The organism is Porphyromonas levii DSM 23370, from assembly GCF_000379925.1.
In the GTDB taxonomy this organism is placed as follows: Bacteria; Bacteroidota; Bacteroidia; order Bacteroidales; family Porphyromonadaceae; genus Porphyromonas_A; species Porphyromonas_A levii.
On the sequence record NZ_KB904273.1, the window covers coordinates 1 to 16493 of the forward strand.

The 16493-nt window shown below is 40.3% G+C and carries 9 protein-coding genes; all 9 read right to left on the minus strand.

What is annotated here, in order from left to right:
• A partial coding sequence (locus A3GG_RS14030) for a transposase (protein WP_018358790.1) occupies positions 1-164 on the minus strand: 164 nt, incomplete at its 3' end.
• 463 nt (positions 165-627) lie between these two features.
• Positions 628-1158 carry an RNA polymerase sigma factor gene (locus tag A3GG_RS0108065; protein ID WP_018358791.1) on the minus strand — a complete coding sequence of 177 codons (531 nt, stop codon included), beginning with the start codon at positions 1156-1158 and terminating at the stop codon, positions 628-630.
• A 206-nt stretch (positions 1159-1364) separates the two neighbouring features.
• The gene (locus A3GG_RS0108070) at positions 1365-3908 is read right to left on the minus strand and encodes a DUF5117 and DUF5118 domain-containing protein (protein WP_169333159.1); all 2544 of its coding nucleotides are present in this window, start codon (positions 3906-3908) and stop codon (positions 1365-1367) included.
• 26 nt (positions 3909-3934) lie between these two features.
• The gene (locus tag A3GG_RS0108075) at positions 3935-6595 is read right to left on the minus strand and encodes a zinc-dependent metalloprotease (RefSeq protein WP_018358793.1); all 2661 of its coding nucleotides are present in this window, start codon (positions 6593-6595) and stop codon (positions 3935-3937) included.
• 125 nt (positions 6596-6720) lie between these two features.
• Positions 6721-8382, minus strand: coding sequence for a hypothetical protein (locus A3GG_RS0108080; protein ID WP_018358794.1), 1662 nt, complete (start codon positions 8380-8382; stop codon positions 6721-6723).
• A gap of 40 nt (positions 8383-8422) precedes the next feature.
• The gene (locus tag A3GG_RS0108085; protein WP_018358795.1) at positions 8423-9295 is read right to left on the minus strand and encodes a DUF4843 domain-containing protein; all 873 of its coding nucleotides are present in this window, start codon (positions 9293-9295) and stop codon (positions 8423-8425) included.
• A gap of 18 nt (positions 9296-9313) precedes the next feature.
• On the minus strand, positions 9314-10864 hold the full coding sequence (locus A3GG_RS0108090; protein WP_169333160.1) for a RagB/SusD family nutrient uptake outer membrane protein: 1551 nt from the start codon (positions 10862-10864) through the stop codon (positions 9314-9316).
• An 18-nt stretch (positions 10865-10882) separates the two neighbouring features.
• Positions 10883-14230, minus strand: a complete 3348-nt coding sequence (locus tag A3GG_RS0108095; RefSeq protein ID WP_026215721.1) for a SusC/RagA family TonB-linked outer membrane protein — start codon at positions 14228-14230, stop codon at positions 10883-10885.
• Between the two features lie 146 nt (positions 14231-14376).
• Positions 14377-15555 (minus strand): FecR family protein, encoded by a 1179-nt coding sequence (locus A3GG_RS0108100; RefSeq protein ID WP_018358798.1) that lies wholly within the window; start codon positions 15553-15555, stop codon positions 14377-14379.
• Positions 15556-16493 lie beyond the last annotated feature (938 nt).

Sequence of the window (16493 nt, forward strand, 5' to 3'; positions counted from 1 at the left end):
AGTTCTCGCATCCATTCTGTAATCTTGCTCGGGCTCACTTCGTATCGCTTCGCTAAACTCTGGATCGTCTCATCGCCCCTCAAGCCGGCTAAAGCAACTTGTGCCTTAAAGCTTGAACTGTATTTACTTCTTCGTCCCATAAACTTCTCTTTTTCTCTTTTCATCGGAAAATGACAATTAATTCCATCTCAACTCTCAAATCTACCACTTTTGGAGTTGTCTAGTTTTTGGGGAGTATTATACAAAATATACTTGAAGCCATTTGCTACAACATCAAAAGAGCTCCCCAGTTATACCTCAATACATTATTGCAAAATGAAGAAGCCTCTATAAGAGGAGCACTTGTTATGAGATAAGTACTAGAAATCCTCTGTAAAAGCTCATATTTAGAGCTTTTACAGAGGAGAATAATCAAAAAACAAGGCGATTTTTCAAGCTAGACAAGACGAAAATCTGAAAAAAGTCAGTCAAAAACGTCTAAACTCGAATGTGCAACAGTCTCTACCATTGAATTCACATTAAAAACAGAGCCTATAGAAGTTATTCCCTTCTACAGGCTCTGTTTCTTTTTTGCTATACGTCGCTTTGAGAACGTTATCTCACTGCTATTTGACTTTTAACAAGAACTTAGTCCAAGCCTAAGTATGCACGAATGGAGGCATATGCTCGCTTCTTCAATGTCTTCACTGTTTCATAACTGATTCCCATCTGTTCAGCTATTTCGGTAGTGGTGTAACCATCCAAAGCATAGAGTATTACTTCACGCGCACGCGGAGAAAGTTGATCAAAAGAGAGGAAGAGTTGTTCGTACACTTGAGCTTCTTCATCTTCCTGCTCTTTAGCATTGGTTTCATCAATGCTTTTTTGTGCAATAACTATCTCTTTGTCATCAATTGTCGACACTCTGCTCTCAAAATCTCTAACGTAGTTCAGACACTTATTTGTAACTGAGCGATAAAGATAAGACCTTATAGTCTCAACATCGATTAGACTGTCACGATTGTCCCAAAGTTTCGTATATAAATCCTGTACTATGTCTTCTGCAACCTCTCTTTTCTGAACATACCTCATGGCATGACGAACAAGTTCAGCAAAATGTGCCGAATAAATCTGCTGGAACAAATATTCGTTCATGCTGAATTTGTCATCACTAGCCATGAGTTATCTAAATACTGCAAGCAGTATTTCCCTATTCTGAAAAGTTGTAACGAAGGTACAAACTTAATAAAATGCCTCGTAATCCACTTAACATTCAACTAGCTGGAGCCTTCCTCTCCTTCCCCCTCTTATTAAACGGCTCTTTCATGCTGTCATATTTTCATTGTTACAAGTAAAATACGTAGAGTTTAAGCTCTGTGTCACAATCAATTTACACCCAAAGCAAAAGATATCATTCTAAGATTGTAATCAATCCTTGACTTATACGTTGTGTTATTTGACAGAAAACGAGCTTTCTTAAGTCTCTTTTCAAGACTTTGAAGCATCTTATAACCCACCTTTGTAAGGTCATTAGGGACATAGAAAGGTACAGAATTAATGGCGGCACCTCTTCTTTCTTCTATATCGTAAGTTTTAGGCATTATATCTGCGGATAGCAGCTTCATGCCAGAAACTTTCTCCTTATCACTTAATGACACGAATGAGCGTTTGTTGTTCATTGATGAAGATAGGAAAATGGCTTTCAGTTTAGGAGAAAGAGTAATGAGTGAAGTTATATACTGATTGATCATATTCAGTTTATTATCGGACAAAGGATTGCCCTTCCTCACATCGCTAAATAAGAAATCCTCAAAGTCTTTTAGCATCTCCTCTTCCGTGTAGATATCACCGTCCTCAGCATAAGCTACACTAACGGTCATAGCTTTTACTCTATCAAAAACATCCCGTATTGGCAACCCTACGGAAACTGCCCATTTAGTCATAGAGTCTCCACCTCCATTGTACTCAAGAAGTTCTTTGTTTTCATTCAAGAAGTCTAGAGTATCCCAGATCTTACAAAAAGTCTGCATAGCTACTTTCTGATCCTTTCTGCTAACTGATTTAAACTGTGTTTTGCCATCCACAGTAGCTCTACCATCTGTATATACACCTCCGATATATGATAGAAGTGGAATCATCGAATTGAAGTATGCCTCTGAGAATATATAGGCTGGCAATGTTTCCTTATAATTTGCAGGGATCTCATCGGAGCTAAGCCAAGAAGTTACATTCTTAGTTACGTAACGAAGTAAGTCAATTCGATTATAAGCAGCTTGTATAAGATCACTAGACAAGTCAGAGAATTGACCCCTAGGGTCTTGAAGCAAAGGATTGCTCAACTGTAGGAAACGATAAGCTGGATCACCATAATGAGAGCGCACCCTCCTATGAAGATATTCAGTTTCGTCTTCACCTTTAGGAATATCTGCATACAAATAGAAAATAGCGAGTCTGTCGGCAGATCCTACTACATTCATAAATAGATTGACACCTCTTTCCTTATCTCCAGGACGCGCTAAAGAGTTAAACAATACATCATCCATGACAGAAGCAGAAATACCATTAGCCTGTGTAAACTCAGGCGAACGCAACTGCTCTGGAGTGTACGCCATAGACCCAGCGAGGTTGGTAGTTAAGCCAAGCGAACGACCTATGTTTTTAAGCAAATAGGTAATTAGTACATCTTCAACTGCCTTATCATCTATATAGTAATTTCGGAAACGCTCATCTACAGCAGACATCCTTATCATTCCATTACTGCGAATAGCACTATGAATGCCTTGACCTAAAGTAATCGTTGCTCCCATAATCTGACCAGTACGAGGGTCTGTAACACTGAAGTATGAGGTTCCCTTAGATGGATTTGGATGGGATACGATCTTAAAATTCATAGGGTCGAGAGCATCAAACGAGGGGTCAGAGGGGAAAGGCTTAACCTTTAACGGTGATCCAAGTCCTTCCTGCTCAAATGCCTGATTCCACTTCTCAATAGCCACACCGATAAGATCACGCCAAGAGGGAGGTAAAAGTGTATCTACGTAGTAGACTAACTCATTTTTGCGCTGTAGGTCGGCGCGACTAACCATAAAGTTCGCTTTCACATCCGATAGATCTCGGTAATCATCAAATCCAACATTTAATGAACCTATTTCGGGATGATAAATACGAATAGGCATCTTCTCCTCAGGCAAGAGCTGAAAATACGATGCACACTCAAAAGTATGTACTGGTAACTTCGTTGTCTGAAGACCAAGCATACTAGTTGTGAGAGTCGCTGTTACTGTGCTATAAAAGGCAACAGAAGAGTCGAACATCCTAAAGTCTCGATAGAAGGAAGCTCTTCTATCGACCTCTGCGCTCTCAATCGTAGTGAAATATCCTCCATAATTTCTCCCGATTAAGTCGAATACACTTTTAGAGCCAGCATCTATATAAGATGTACAATCAAAGACCAGTGCGGTAGAATCTTCTGAATATCCCTTAATTGGGAATGTCTGGAGAATAGCTGATGCCTGGGACAACTTAAGAGCATTCTGAAGCTCTATGTTATCTTTCTTATAGAATATGGTAGGACGCAGCTGCTTAAAGATGACAAGCGAGTCTGTACAATCTATAGTCAGAAAGCGCTGTGGAGCAGCCTCGGCTCCAGCGAGTGTGAGCTCACTACTGTTTGTGATGACAGAAGATATCAGAAAGTCTCTACCCATCAGAGCTTTCGGGATCTCTAAGTAAATCTTTTCATCATACTGGTGAACCGTGACAAAACCCTTCTCTGTCTTAAGTTTAGCTTTATCCTTGAAGAGCTTGTCATATACACTCTTCCCATCTGCCAATGCTGGTTGAGCGAACACTCCCATTAACATTAAGAATGGGAAAAAGAGCAGAGATTTACGAAGTACTGATAAAGGAAACATGTAAGTAATCATCATAACATTATTTTTTATCTTTAGCATTACTATAAGGCTTTATCAAGTGTATCGTAAAGGAGTTTATAGTGAATCTTCGCATTGCCAGAAGAGAAGAATTTCTTCTGAGCAAGGTGCTTCTTTAGCTTAATGAGGTAACCATATATATGTGCTGGAGTAATAGAAGAAGTAAGGAACCTATTATCAGGGAGCCATTCAAATCCAGATACTGGTCTATTCTCTAATTCAAACTGAAAAGAGGAAGCCATAGCCGGCTCAACACCAATGTTTTTTAACAATGCGTCGTAAGTAGAATTATCTACGAGAGCCTTAGAGCCGCCAGCTCCCCCTTTGTTTAGTCCTCCAAGCTGCAACATAACATTAAGGTACTGTTCCTGAAGACTCATGTGCCCTTCAGTAAGATTTCGACCAGATTTTGAATTCCATACATAATCGTATAATAAACCCATCCCTTCTTCAAATGTAAATGGATCGTCTCCTAAGTACTCATATTTCGAGGTCATGATAAGCGAATTTATCATCTGGAAGAAAATCATATTCCTGAATGAGTTGGAAACAGAACCAGTAATAGACATTCGCTTACGTATTGGAGCCTCATCAAGCCAAGCCAAATCATCACACATCTCAAAGAGATACCTCATCGCCTCTCTCTGATGTGCGCGTGAGATAGGGGCGTATTTTGGCATCTTATCATCTGACTTCACTTCATTCATATAACACCCCCCAATATTCCCTGCCACATGCGAAATGTATAGTGTATATTGTCGGAGGATACTATTGTATAGATTGGTCACTTTTCTATAGTCCTCATCGTTATCAGCCAACCATAGATGCATATTCCCAAGAATATACTTTAGGTTTTTGATACCATACTTTGTAGCCTGTACTGCATTGTCTCCCAAGTCCTCAGACTGAGCACGTGGATCTACAGTACCTCCAAACTGTTGCTTACCATACCTAAACATAGGATTTTGTGCTACAGCATCTGTAATTATCTTAGAAGTAATTATAGCCTCTTCTTCAGGTGTTTTAGCCTCAAAAATTGGCTTATAAGTCCACTCAATCGCGAACTTATCATAGACTCCAAATCGAGGTGGAGTTAGCTTTACACCACGCTCCATATCTCCTGGTTGTGCAACATAATTGAAACGGGCATAGTCCATGATACTTGTGGTGGTACCATACTTAGAGGTATATGATGGCGAACGGAGTGAATCCACAGGAATGGTACTAGATGCAGACATATTGTGCATTAGTCCTAAGCAGTGCCCTACCTCATGAGAAATAACATAGCGAAGAGCATCTCCTAGCTTCTCACGAGGAATATCATAGCTACGTACGCTTGGGTCTGCCTGAGAGGTTTGGGTGAACAACCAACTTCCCAATAGCTTGATAACATCATGGTACACATAAACCGATGCGGCTATAATTTCTCCGCTTCTTGGATCCATCCAAGAGGGACCCATAGCATTTTGAATACTAATCGGAGCATAGCGAACACAAGAATACTTCAGGTTATCTGGGTCAAAAGTCGGATCATCTGTAGGGAAATCACGCACTTGTACTACATTTTTGAATCCAATCTCTTCAAATAATTCGTTCCACTGAGTAATACCCTCCTTGACGTAAGGCTTCCACCACTCTGGGAATGTATTGTCAATATAGAATACGATAGGCTTTACCGGCTCTACCTTCTCTCCTCTAAGATATGCAACAGAATCTTTGGGCTGTATATCCCACCTATTCACAAAGAACTTGCGATTTCCATTATTGGGATCGGATGAGATAAACTCCCGGCCACTGAAAAATACACCAATACGGTAATCTGCCAATCTCGGACGATAAGTTTTCTCCGGCAATACAATAATAGATCTGGTCATTTCTATTGTAAAAGGGACATCTTTAGTTAAAGTAATCCCTTTTCTCGTACTAAGACCAGAGTTATAGGAAAGAACTGATGAAATAGAGACATTATCTTCGAATGCTTTGATACCCTTTACGTAAGACAAGTCCCTTCTGAAGCTCTTATTTAACCTCAAAGATGAGTAAAGACCACCTCCGGTGTCAAATGGAGTCATTAGGTCATTATCACTAACAAAAAAATCTGTTACATCAATAACGACCTTAGTAGAATCAGGATTATAAGCTTTCACCTTCATATTAGACAATATAGCTGGGGACATCCCAGTCTTCAGAGCCTCAGCCACATCTTGATCATCCGTGAGATAAAGGCTACTCATGCGTCGCATCTGCACACGATCATTCTCAAGTGTAAATGTCACATGCAAGGGGTCTTTGGGTTTGGAGCCAACAATACTATGACCATTGTCAGAAGTTCGCGTTACGGTAGAGCCGATAAGCATCTCTCTTCCCAATAGCTCTAATGGTAATTCGAGATATACCTGTCCCTCAATAATGTGCAAATCCATCACACCTCGACGGGAGACTTTTGCCTTCTTAATGAGATTGGAATAGGCTTCAACCTTATTATCCTCCTCCTTCTCCTCTTCTTCATTGTCCTTGTCTTTCTCTCCCTCTTCCTTTTTGTCTGCGTCAGTTTTTTTCTCTGACTTTTTCTTGTTCGCGCTCTTTGTGAATTGCTTCATCGTATCATAATGAGACGCAGTCTGTGCTGAACCCGCAACGGATATAGCAACAAAGAGCAGTGCAACGAACCACTTTTTTACCATAATAATTTCTTATCTTATTGAGGTTAATTCCTCAAGCACACATAACCCCTTAGTGCTTAACCAATGCTATGTTTGCAAAGGACAAAGCTCCCTAAAGTTAGTCACATATCCTTGAAAATAATTATTTATTGTCCAATATGTATCACATCAAGTACTTTATTAAATCCATCGTAGGTCAGGATTTTATCCGCCTCCGTTACCAAGGTTCCTGTCCCTAACTTCTCTTTATCCACTGGAATAATCCTAATAGTGTTTTTGTTGTCAGTCTTGCCAGAGACCAAGATAATAGCTTGGAGGTTCAGCGGTAGCTCTGCAGGTTTTGGCTTGAGCATACTTAAATACTGGGATTCTACACTATATTCTCCTTGTATAAAAAGTTTCCCAAACCGAAACTCCTTCTCCCCTTGTGGAAGTTTATAAAGAGATTCTGACCGCTTAGCAACAGACTGCGCTCCTCCAAAAGAGAAAGCAAATACATCAGTAGCGGTGACAGCATAGAGCACCTTGGCTTTCTTTGCAAAAAATAACGACTTTGCTTCCTTAAGAGTAGATTCTCCAGCCTCATCAAAAGTATACTTCCCTACAGCTTTACCTTTTTCATCCTTTTTTATCTTAAGAGTAGACTCATAAATAGCATGCTTACCATCTCCTTTATTCTTAAGAAGAGCATACATCGAAATAGGTTTTGAGTAATCCTCTATCTCAATTGCTAAAGCCTCATGATTGTGAAGATTATTGGGATCAAAGCTGTTCGAACTATCAAAGACTCCAAATCCAAAAACATTGCCCCAGTTATCTGTTTTTGTTAAGGTCATAAAAGCTCCTTTATCCTCATCATACCAGCATGCTACATCATCTTTGGAACTTGTAATACTTTGTCCAGCAATTATACCTTTGCTTGGATTAGATTTCTCGGAAATAGGAAGGGAGAATTGGCCCGTACGACTTCTAGGACTAAGCGTATAGATTCCTTCTGAAGTATATGCAGAAAGTAAAGAACCCGTAACTAAAAGATTATGTACTTTGAAAGACGATGGATTCGACTTGTATAAAAATATACTTTGATCCTCAGATGTATGTTTTACTTTGAAATTATCATTGTCGACCTCGTAGAGAGTCACTTTCCCATCCTTCGTTATTGTCCAGAGACGAGGGGTATATGCGAAGAGACTATTACCTTCGATACTATAGGTAAGCCTTGAAACTGAACCTTGTATTTTTTTATGAGATTCAGACCCAAAAAGGTGCATCATTTTTTTCTCTTCCCCTGAATAGGTGCGTGAAAGGTGAGAACTTTTGATATAACTAAGATTGCTTGTAGTCCCTTCATCATCTGTATCCGCAATTACAAGTCCGCTAATGATAATGCCATTGACATATACGTTCCATGAAGTGCTGTACTCAAGGTTGTTATGATCCTTATCAATGACTGTGAATGTGAGGGTATAAGGAGATGTGGACTTTTCTCGTTTCATCACATAATCAAGAATTGGTGCCTCACTTATAGTATCCTTATCAATCTTATTTGGATTCGACGTTGTGGTCAATGTCCATCGATATGCGAGGTTCGTAGATTCGGAAGCCTTTACCTTTGGCTCCACAATCAAGGTCCCCTGATACTCTACCGTCAAATCTTTGTTCTCACCTCCTTCAATCTCCACCAGTGGAATAGAGGTGGAATCAGGTAACGTACTTCGATCCTTAACACAACTCCCGAGCCCGAAAGCTAGAGAAAGGCATATCAAGGATAATACTAAACCACTGCCGTATTTTGCTATGATATTCATAAAACTTTCTTTTCTAAATCATCAAATCCGTCTAAACTCATCAGAGCCTAGCCTCTATTTTTTCCCCTTTCAGCTTACCTGCGTCATGCACAAGTGGAGTATCTGGATTTTCCTTATTATACTTCTTGATATAATCATCTAAATTCTTGGCAAAAGCCGAAGCCTTATTACCCTGAGCAATAACGCTATATCTTGGGAGATACTTATACTTTCCATAGCTTTCACCATTGAACTCATTTCCATGTTGCTCTTTACTGTCCCAATCACTCCATTTTAGAGCCATCACAATAACGCGCATAGCTTCAGGGCTATAATAGTCGAGACTAGAGGAATAAGCATTATCCCCTTTGATTAGTCGATTGTAGGTATAAATGTGCTCAGTATAAGTAGGAGTAGGTACCTTGATACCGAAGTAGACAGTAGCATCGCCATAGTCCTTTACCGATCCAGAGAAGAAATCATTTGAACCCAATTTTAATCTTATCTTAAGATCCTCCTCTTTTAGTCGGGGGGTATTGATCAGTTTTACTCTGATTTTCCCCTGATACTCCTTGGACTTAATAATAGCTGATACTATCTCATACTCTTTGGCAGTAGCTGAGGTCTCATCTTTCAGCACTTCTACAGGTATTGTTCGATCCCTATCCTCTGTAGGCCCTACCAGCATCACAGGAATATCCACGTGAGTGTATGGGCTATCGGGAGTAGCTACAAATGAGTGAGAGACTACGAACATCTTGTCTCCATCGTTGTATCCTCCTGGCTCCTTATTGTCGTGAGTCTTTAGAGGGAATCTCACCGATGCGTATGCTTTATTAAATTCGGAGATCTCACTTTTCTTACAACTACTGATTGAGAAAGCCAGTAGGAAAAGTATACACGGATAAACCCTCATTATGGTATTAGTATTCATAGTTCTACTATATTTAACTTATTGCACATAACCACTTTTCTTCTCTATCTCTGGGAATGGGAGAACATACTCCTTGTTAGTCATCGTCTCTGCCTCTTTACTCAATGGGAGTTTATCTGTACCCCACCTCTTGTACTGGAAGAATAGTACTCCTTCAGCTACAAACTCTTTCTCGTACTCTTTTTTTATCTCTTCGAGTACTTTCCCCTTATCTAACTCATTTCCTAGAGAGTCATTACCTCGCTTCGCACGAACTTTGTTTAAGAATTCAATACTTTTAGGAATATCTCCTTTGTTAAGGCTTGCCTCTGCAGCAATATAATATACCTCGGGGATTCGAATTAGGTTAACACGACCTCTATTAGTATTCGACAATGAAGACTGATCATATTTCATAGAGACATACGAAACTGGGCTACTAGTTTGATTACGAGTTAAAAGCTTAATTATACGAACATCCTTACTAGATAAATCTGTATACAAATCCTTTACCCTATCCTCTGGAATTGTAAGAGCGGAGCCGTGAGTTCCAGCAAATGAAGGTACATAGTACTTATCAGTCTTACTTCCCAAGTCCTGTACCTGAAGAGCAAAGAGAGCTTCAGGAGTCATTGAAGAATTTTTCTCATTTACTTCACTTGACGAAAGAAGTCTTATCTCCGTTTGTAGTTTAGGCTCCTTATAGCCATCTCCTTTTTCAACAAAGGCAATGACCTCTTTTGCAGCCTCCAACGCCTTATCCATAGCATCAGGAGTTCCAAACCAGAGGTGTACCCTTGCCTCAAGAGCTTTTACTGCAAAATAGTTTAGGTGCAGATCACGAAACTTATAAAATCCTTCCGCATTCACCTCCGATATATAGGAAAGATCCTTTTCTGCCGAGACTGGGTCATTGGGCTTTAGCAGTTCCTCTGCTTCCTTAATATCCTTCATCAAAGCAGCATAAAACTCTGCACCGGTAACCTGAGAAGCCATATCTTTATGTACACGTGTTATGTATGGGACAGTCTTCTTAGCATCTAGTTCAGTACTTCTTTTCCCATAGTTCCCATAGCCATACAACCTTAGGAGATCAAAATGCACATATGCACGTACAGCCAAGAATTCTCCCCTCAGTACAGCATAGTCTATAGGCGATAGGTCTTTCTGTTTCTGTTCAAGATTATAGAGACCATCATTCGCATTCGCAATTACATTAGCCAACTGACTCCATATTTCTTCTACGACGGGGATAACTTCATTCTTATCGTATGCATGTGCAGAAAGTGCACTAGAGAGGGGATTAATCTTATTCTGCACCTGATGCCCCATTAACTCAGTGGCAAACCAAGTTAGATTTTTGCCATAGGCTTTCTCATGAGCCATTGCAATATAGCATCCTGTCAAAGACTGCCTAAAACCAAGAACATTATCGAAGTGCTGAGAGCCTCGCATTTCCGAGGTCGGTGTCACATCAAACCACTTCTCACATGAGGTGAATAATAATGTGACGGTAAGTGATAAGACCAAGAGCCTGGCTCTATTCAGTGTCAGGTCTATCTTTCGAGGAATCAAGTTATATTTTTTCATATTATTCATCCGACTAGATTAGAATGTTGCAATCATGGAGAATGAGAACTGACGTGCAAAAGGGTAAGCTGTACCTCTCTCAATCTCTATGCTCGAGAATGTATGTAAATTGTTCGCATTACAAGAAAGTTTCAGTCGCTGCATATGAAGTGGCTTACAAAATTTCAAGGGAATGTCATAGTAAAGTGACAGAGCCGAAATAGTAAGTTCATTACGCTCCTGAATAAATCTGGTTGTAGGTCTGGTCCTAGAGTGAGAGTCAAATTTCTTGAACTTCGTAACCTGCCCTGGAGTGCGCCATCTACCTTGTGCCAATCGTCTATCCACGTTGTAGGTAATATTTGCATTCTCTACCTTGTCCACCAAAGTAGCGTTGTACGCCTGAGCTCCCATTAGATAGCCAAGCGTTAGATTTAAGCCGAATCCCTTATATTCTGCATTGATTCCACAAGTACCTCTTAGCTTAGGAGCTGTATCCCCCACTGGACAAAGATCCGTAGGATCGTAGTCATAAGTCAGTGTCCCATCTCTCTTAATGAAAAGCTCCTTACCATTAGTAGGATCAATTCCTGCAGACTTTATAGCGAATATAGTTGTCATAGACTGACCATCCTGAAATAATGGTACAGGAGAGGATGAGTTTGACTCTTTGGACTTCTTCATCATACGCTCATTGTACTCTCGAAGACTATCTGACAGACGAACGATATAGTTCTTATTAGTCACAGCAGAGCCAAACACATTGAAAAAGCCCTTGTCACTCTGCCATATATTGTATGAGAAACGAGCTTCAAGACCGGAATTACGTATCAGACCAAGATTGTCTTTTACGACAGAGAACCCTGTAATTGTAGGTATTGCTAAGTCAGTAAGCATGTTTCGTGTGTCAGAAGTATAGAGGTCAAATGTAACTGAAAGACCCTTCAGCATAAGGTCCATTCCAACATTATAGTCCATCTTCTGCTCCCATTTGAGATCCGGGTTAGGCATAATGCTGAGGTATGCACCTGTTTGATTTCCATATACTACACCAGAGTAGTATCTATATGTTGGAATTGCCGAATTGGTAGTAAAGTTCTGATTTCCAGTAAGTCCAAGAGACGCTCTAACCTTTAGACGTTGCAGGTTTTTATTTGACAACCATTTCTCATTGTGCATGTTCCAGCCAAGTCCAATAGACCAACTAGGTGACCACCTATTGTTTCTCCCGTAGAGTGATGATGCACTCTCTCGAAATGTTCCTTCAAGTAAGTATCTGCTATCATAGTCATAAGATGCAAATAGTAGCATACTTGCATCGCGCGTAAGTGTAGAGTACCCCACTGGCTTCGTTCCCTCTTGGTATCCCTTAGCAAAGGTGATATCAGTAGCAGAAGCATTGGCAAAGCCTCTGGCTATATGCTGATATGTACTTCCTTTTGCTTCAGACATAGATACGCCCGCATTAGTAAAGAAAGAGTGCTTTCCTATAGAGGTATTATAGTTTATATTGAGATTTCCAGAGTAATTGCTGTTCGAGCCATTCTCTACCGTATAGCTTCCTCGTGTATCATGCTTATCCTCTGAGATAAGTGCAAAAGAAGAGTGCAGCGGTGGTAAGAAATGATCCAGTTCATTTTTTCTCGCCATCACACCGAGTCGGAAATTAGCCTTGAGGTTAGGGGTAATTGTCCATTCAGTAAAGAAGTTGTCAATCATCTGCAAATATTTGCTCTTCAGCGAAGTCCCAATTGTGGCATCATATAGGGGATTAGGAATATTCTCCTCTGCCCACCTTAGTACATTTCCCTTTGCATCCTGTGCTTGCCAATACGGGTTCATACGTGCGTAGTCGCTGAATTTACCATAAGGAGAATCCTCCGCTACATTAGACGTGACGGTCAGTACATTTCGAAAGAGGAGATTATTCTTTCTGTATGAGAGGTTCATTGAGGTAGATAAGTTATTACGGGATGACCCCTTCATAGCACCATTAAGAAGCCGATAGGTAAAATCGATTGTAGCCCTAAGGCTTTTAGAGTCACCTAACTCCACACTGATACTATGCTTATGACCAAATCCCACACGAATAGGCTTCGAAATCCAATCTGTGCTGAGCCCTTGCAATACAAGAAGCTTTCTCTTATTGTAAAGCTGATCTTTCACTTCTTGCCCTCGCACTGATGTTTTGTTTTCGTACACGCCATCAAGCTTCTCGACCTCCAGTTTTTCTACTCCGTCGGTCGTTAGATTATAACTGGAGAGATCAGGGACATCCAATGTCATCATTCCTGAATAGGTTACCCGATGCTCATCTCCCTTAAGCTTTTTCGTTTGAATAACTATGACACCATTTGCAGCCTTAGAACCATAGAGTGCCTTGGCTGATGCATCTTTTAGAGTAGTCATGGACTCTATTCTATTCATATCCATATCCATAACCGTCTCTATACTTACTTCGAAACCGTCAAGAATAAACAGTGGCTGGTTAGGATTATTGGTATAGCCACTCTTCAGAGAGTTTCCCTCAGTCATCGAGATACTTGATGTTCCGCGGAGTGACACGTCGGGGAGTTTATTTGGGTCTGATCCTAGTGAAAAATTATCTGGAATATATATAGCTGGATCTACATTTTTGAGACTTGAAAGGGCATTATTTCCTCCCACTTTCCGCAAATCGTCTCCTGCAATGGAGAGTGCAGAGCCAGTATAATTACCCACTGGGCGAGTATACACACCTGTTACCACTACTTCCTCAAGCGTTACACTCTCGGATAACGTAACATTATTCACTACATCCTTGTCTCCAGATTTAATCTTTATCTCTGTAGGCTCCACACCAACCATGGAATACTTAAGAGACACCTCCTCATCACAAGGAATCTCCAACTGGTATCGGCCGTCGGCATCTGCAATAGCATATTTCTTTGTCTTTTTATCTGCCACTATTGCGCCCGTTAATGGTACCGATTTGTCGTCCAATATGAGACCACTTACTATACGAGTCTTCCTTTTAGAAGAGTTTTTCTTTATGGTTACAATCTGACCTGTCACCATATAAGTTAGCCCGCGAGGAGTCAAGACATCATCTAACACAGCAGACATGGGAACGGCATTTACCTTAATGGATATACGATCGTTCCTATCAAAGAGGTCGGTTGAATAAACAAAATCTACTGATGTTTGCTTCTTCAATTCTTCAAAGAAAGTAGCAACAGAAGCCTTTTCAAGGTTAAGAGTCACCTTCGGATTATGAGGCTGTTGACACATTGGAGATAGGGGCTGAAGGTCAAATCTCCATGCCGATGCATAAGCATCAGCCAGAAGAGGCAGACAAAGTACCAAGTAGAGGCACACAACCGCCTTAAAAAGCAATGATTTTTTCATTTTCATTTATTGAAGTTATTTAGAATACTAATCACAGCAGACAACTAATCTTATAACCCATTGAATATAGGAAATAATATAGAGTACATCTATGACATATTTAATTCCACTACTCATCTACGTTTATTATACTGCATCGAACAAACTTACTTGCTACGTCCTACCAAAATTACTCCATCTTTCAACTCCATCTCTATATCAGAAGTCGCAGACAGTGCTTGAAGCACATCGGTAATCCCAGACTTTCTACTTAGTGATCCCGAGACAGTCTTCTGGCTGGTTATTGTATCGGCAAACGAAACCTTTACATCATACCAGAGCGACAATACATTCATCAGACGCACCAGTGGCATTTTATCAAATAGTATACTACCTGCATCCCATGATGTATAAGGAAGGAGGTCAATTGATTCTATAAAAATAGATCCAGCATCTCCAAAAATTGCCCTATCCTTAGGGTTTAGCATAGTCATCTCAGACGAAGTGCTGCTCTTTCTCTGTATTCCCACGCTTCCCTCTATCAATACCACCTCCGTACTCGTGTCTTCAGCTTTAGCACACACATAAAACGTTGTCCCAAACTGCTTAATTTTACCATTTGTTGTATGTATGATGAATGGGCGAGACTCTTTTGCAACTTTTACATATGCTTCTCCTTTTAAAGTGACCTCACGTGTAGGACCATTAAAGCGAGGAGGATAAGTCAATACCGTGTTATATCCCAAGTGCATTTCTGTCCCATCCTCAAGGACTACCAAGAACTCCTTTTCATCTGAACTAAATTGCTTGCGATGTCCAGAGTCCTCGACTTCATAGGTCTTACCCTCTTCAAGATGATCTCTTGAAACTGAACCAGCAACATCCGGAATCCCACTCTGTTCTACTTCACTGAGAATAACACTCTCAAGCCATTTAGTACTATCTAAAGACGCATATATCACTTTCTTTGGCTCATTTACATCATCCGGTACATCATGCCGCCACAATAGCCAACCTCCCATTAACAACAATGCGGGGAACAATACAGCAGCTACTGGTCGCCAAATCTTAGACTGCTCTAAAAACCTAAATTGCCAAGAGACCTTTGATACTAAACTTCTGCCTTCTTTAGAACTCCATCGAGTTTCTCTCCACAACCTATATTGCATTGAAATAGACTCATCCTCTATGAACTTATCATGAATAGGCTGCATCTCTGGGAATTCCTTCAGTAGCTGCCGCAACTCCACTATTTCTACATCTTTCAGTGCACCTACTTTCTTAGCGACTAAAAGAGCATAGAGACGTCTCTTTATTTTTTGATTATATTCAGATTTTATCGTCATAAAACAAATAAAATTGTCTAACTCTCGCTTTGTACTATTATGACACATAGGAGCCCATTTCGGGGGACAACACAAGTGTTAAAAACAAACTGCCAGAGTTGACGTATTAAAAACAGCTTGGCTAACAACGAAATATCCCCCCCCTATGGAATCAATTCCTACTAGACTATATGAGACTGTTGCACGGTGGCGAACTACTGCGTTACTTTCGACATTCGGCTTCGGTCACGTACGTGAGTACGCTCCCGTCAGCTTCAGTCTCAGTGCCTTGTATTTCACCACCGTGCAACGTCTCAGCCGATTTGCAAGCAAATCGGCGAGAATGGGCACTTCGTGCAACATTCTCTATATACCAGAGATTATTGAGCCATAAAACAACTGCCGCTCTATATTATATACCCACGATTACCGAGACCATATACTCCTTATCATACAATAGAAATGAGTTTTTACAATACTCTGAACTTCAACATATAAACTCTTCAAAGTCGTCAACCCTGAGTGGGTGCATGGAGCAAATACCTGCATCGAAAAACAAATTAAAATTCAACAATTATACTATGTAAGTAAATAAAGTGTATATTTGCCGTGTAATCAATTAGAGCTAGGTAGAGTATATGAATGTAAGTAACCGAAAAGACAAATACATAGATAAGGCTATCGTAGTACTGAAGCGAGATGGTCTGACCTAGATTCCGCAAAGTATGCGTTAGCCCCTGATTATTAGTAGGTGGCGCTATTGATAATTAAAGCCCTGTATTCAAGGAGAATACAGGGCTTATGTCCAGATTTTTTTGTATCTTTATGTTCGTATAGATATTACAAAAAATTATAGAGGACTTGTTATGGCAAAGGTACAATTTATTAGCACAAATCGCAAGACTGCAATCGGGGGAGCTCAATTTTTCATCTCATATTGGGAGAAAATAGGCATGTCG